We start from the raw sequence: 3395 nt of genomic DNA on the forward strand, positions 1-3395 counted from the left end.
AGTTGCAAGGTTTGTTATTATAATAAGTAGTGTTAGCGAACTGCGTATTAAAAAATTTGAGCGACTGTCCTTGTTAACTTACATTTGAGTAACTTGTTAAGTGCCTTTTTTGATACTCATTATTCCCATCAGTGTTGTCTTGCCAAACTCAGTTATTTTCCAAAACTGACCAAAGCCTCCACCTTTCAGAGTTAACTCATCTACTTTTACTAAACCAAGCGCGATCAATTGTATTTTAATTTGTTTTTTAGACTCATCATCAAGGCTCGGAAGATAATCACCAATACCTGCTTTTACGCCAAGTCTAGATGAAATAATTTTTTGGACTTCGTACTCTGATTGATATTGAAATAAATCAGGACCAATTATTGAAAATAGTTCATTCCAATTAATCTTAACTTTCCAAGGTTGCTTTGAATAACCTGAGCCAGGAGATGACTTGCCCTCTATTTCAATTAAATCTTCACCTTGCGAAAGTGACTCTATTGCCACAATACTTTGTTGTGGATTTTCCGCGGATTTTTTTCTTAATGCCTCATTTTCTTTTCGCAAATCATTTAGTTCTCTCAATAAATCCGTCGAGTTAGCCTGATCAGCCCTAACCCAGCCAACGGCAGGATATGTTTTGATAGTCTTTGATAAACTAAGTGCTACTAAGCCAGCTAACAAGTCAGCTCTACTCCAAAACTTAACCAATCGTCCAGTTGCTACTTTACTTCGAAAAGCTTCTAACTTTTCTTGTGCCTCTGTATTCATTTCGACTTTGCTAGCTGGTAAATCCTGAGGTTCATCGTGAAGCAAAGCTATAACTTTTAGCCCTTTAGATACAGCGTAATCATATTCCATTTCAGTGTAACTAATACCCTCAGAAGAAACTGAACCGTAACGGCCACCAATAATTAGTAAATAATAATCACAATCATCAATAATTCTTTTAATAAATTCCCACTGCTCCTCATCTGTAGCTGGAAATAATTCCATTCCAGCAGGAATACAGTCCATTTCCATTAATGCTTGAATGACTTGCTGTCTCTCTTCCTGTAAATCAGCAAAAGTAGAGCTTACAAATACTTGATATCTTTTTTCCATTTTAGATAGACACTCTTTGATTGATTGTTACATTGGCACTTAACGCTTTGCTAAGCGGCTAAAAATAGTTGGCTAAAATAGCGAGGAACGAGCAAAAGCCAACTGTTTTTTGTCCGTTTAAGCAACTTGTTAGAACTACTTTTGCACACGATCTAATTCCTTTAACATTTGGAGACCCATATATAATGCTTCCTGACCGTGTCCATTAGATATCTGTTGACCATGAATTGCAGCATTGCATATTTTAAGAATGTAATCGTAAGAACTATGCATCCCTTTGTAGTTGGGATATTGAATAGTAAGTTCTTTAAATAGTTGTCTAGCTGATAAGAACTTCGATTTCATTTCTGTTGGATCTGAAGTTTGAGTTCTCTTGCCTAAAATGACACGCATTGATTTTTCTAGATCCATACGCAAGCGAGCAAGAGCAAAGTTTATATCATTACCTGAAGCGCTTATATATTCTTGAAATTCATCTTCAATATTTGAGTCGCTTTCATCTTGATGAATTGCAGATTTCAATTCTTCTTTAGCTTCTTGGACTTGTTCCTTACCAGGAAGATGAACATTTACAGTTTGGTTAACAGTGTTAGAAATTGCGGTAATCATATTACTGTAAACATTCAAAAATTCTCTTGTTTCACCTTTAAAATCTGTGACTTCAGTTTTTACTTTCTCAATTTCTCTTTCAAAGGTTAGTAATTTACCAAGGCTAATTTTTTTTGCTAACGGCAACAAAATAAAAAACAGAGATAATACTAATAAAAAGCCTGACGTTGTTCCAATTTCATTTTTAGGGGGAAAGCCGATGCCGTATAAAGCTATAACTAATAAACAACAGCCTATAAATCTGCATAAGAAGGGAAATACATCAAATAATAAGATTTTCTTCAAGATGTCCACGGTACTTCCCTAGTAGTTCTAACGCCTCATTAAGAGGCTATAAAATAGTTGGTTAAAATAAGCGAGGCACGAGCAAAAACCAACTGTTTTTTGTCCTACTTTAATGACTTGTTATATTCGCTTTACGCTTAAGTTTAAGATGGTTTCTTTTAATGTTTCGAACTTCGTTTCTTGTATAAGGAAGTGTTGGAGTACTTTTCACTCGCTTAATTTGATAACCATGAGTTTTCTCATAAATTCGCATTAATATTCTGCTAAATCTAACGTCACCAGTTCTTAGTTCAATAATATTAGACTTATGTATTAACTCTCTTAGCTTGTTATTTTTAGGTGCAACTAAACATTGATAAACAATATACCTAAGTTCGAAACTCGTAAGTTGAGAAGACAATATTTTCCAGTATATTTCCTTTTCTTTCTCTGTTTCTAAATCTTGATCGATTATAGTTAATATACTTTCTAAAGTACCTAAGTAGCGAGCTTGTTTCATTAAAACTTTTTGTATTTCAACAAAAAAATAATAATCATATACTTCAAAAGTACTTGCGTCCTCTAAGTATTTTTCAAAAGGCTCCATTACTTTAGTCAGGCGTTTTAGCAAAAAACCAAATGCTCCTACTCCTTCATGTACAGTAGTAGATGAAGGCTCTTTGATTTTTATAGAGTTCAAGTTTCTTTGGTAAAAATCTAGTAATCGGTAAAATCCATCTTCAAACTTTTGTTTGCGAAAAATCTCTCTTGATTCACGTAATTCTTCACGCTGTAGCAATATTGTTAAGATTAACCCAGCAAAAGCAAGCCCTGAAAATAAAGATGTTGTTACACCAAAACTATCACCAAACACCCCAAGTTTATCTACTGTTGTCAGTTCAATATTCCTAGTAACCCAAAGCATAAAGCTTGCGTAACTGCCAAAAATCCCTAATACCAATAGAAATATATAAAATGACGCTTTTTTTAGATTCACCTAGCCTCCTTGCGAATATAACGCCACAATAAGCGGCTTGTAATAGTTTGCTACAATGTGAAGCGAAGCGAAACCGAGCAAACTGTTACAAGTCCGACTTTATTGCCTTGTTAGGTGTTTAATTCACCCAACTGTAATTATGCTCACCGTTGCCTGTGCGCCTAACCGATTTATTGAGCCACACGCAAAAGCTAGAGCCGAAATTAATAGCTTTTCATTGGCGAAGCCGTTTTTTGAAAACGCTTATTAGTAAGCAAACCTAACCTATCCTTGGCGAAATATAAACACCGTAAAAAATATAATTACGCTGTTTAAATGCTACTTTCACCAAACCGAAAAACATCCTAAAACCAAAAACACCTAACAGTATATTATCCATAATTCACGATAGTAACGGATTATGAAATAAAAGAATAACAAAACAATAATAATTAAA

The 3395-nt window shown here is 34.3% G+C and carries 3 protein-coding genes; all 3 read right to left on the reverse strand.

Translation table 11 applies throughout. The features are described 5' to 3' along the window. Window positions 1-96: 96 nt before the first annotated feature. The 3 genes from Q4503_RS18720 to Q4503_RS18730 all read right to left on the reverse strand — a co-directional run bounded on the left by Q4503_RS18720 (window position 97) and on the right by Q4503_RS18730 (window position 2959). Window positions 97-1089: a DUF4062 domain-containing protein gene (locus tag Q4503_RS18720; RefSeq protein WP_216055245.1), complete on the reverse strand. Its 993-nt coding sequence runs from the start codon at window positions 1087-1089 to the stop codon at window positions 97-99. Window positions 1090-1224: 135 nt separating this feature from the next. Further along, window positions 1225-1992, reverse strand: coding sequence for a hypothetical protein (locus Q4503_RS18725; protein ID WP_303603183.1), 768 nt, complete (start codon window positions 1990-1992; stop codon window positions 1225-1227). A 100-nt stretch (window positions 1993-2092) separates the two neighbouring features. Further along, on the reverse strand, window positions 2093-2959 hold the full coding sequence (locus tag Q4503_RS18730) for a putative phage abortive infection protein (protein WP_303603184.1): 867 nt from the start codon (window positions 2957-2959) through the stop codon (window positions 2093-2095). Window positions 2960-3395: the final 436 nt, after the last annotated feature.

The organism is Colwellia sp. 6_MG-2023 (assembly GCF_030547765.1).
In the GTDB taxonomy this organism is placed as follows: domain Bacteria; phylum Pseudomonadota; class Gammaproteobacteria; order Enterobacterales; family Alteromonadaceae; genus Colwellia.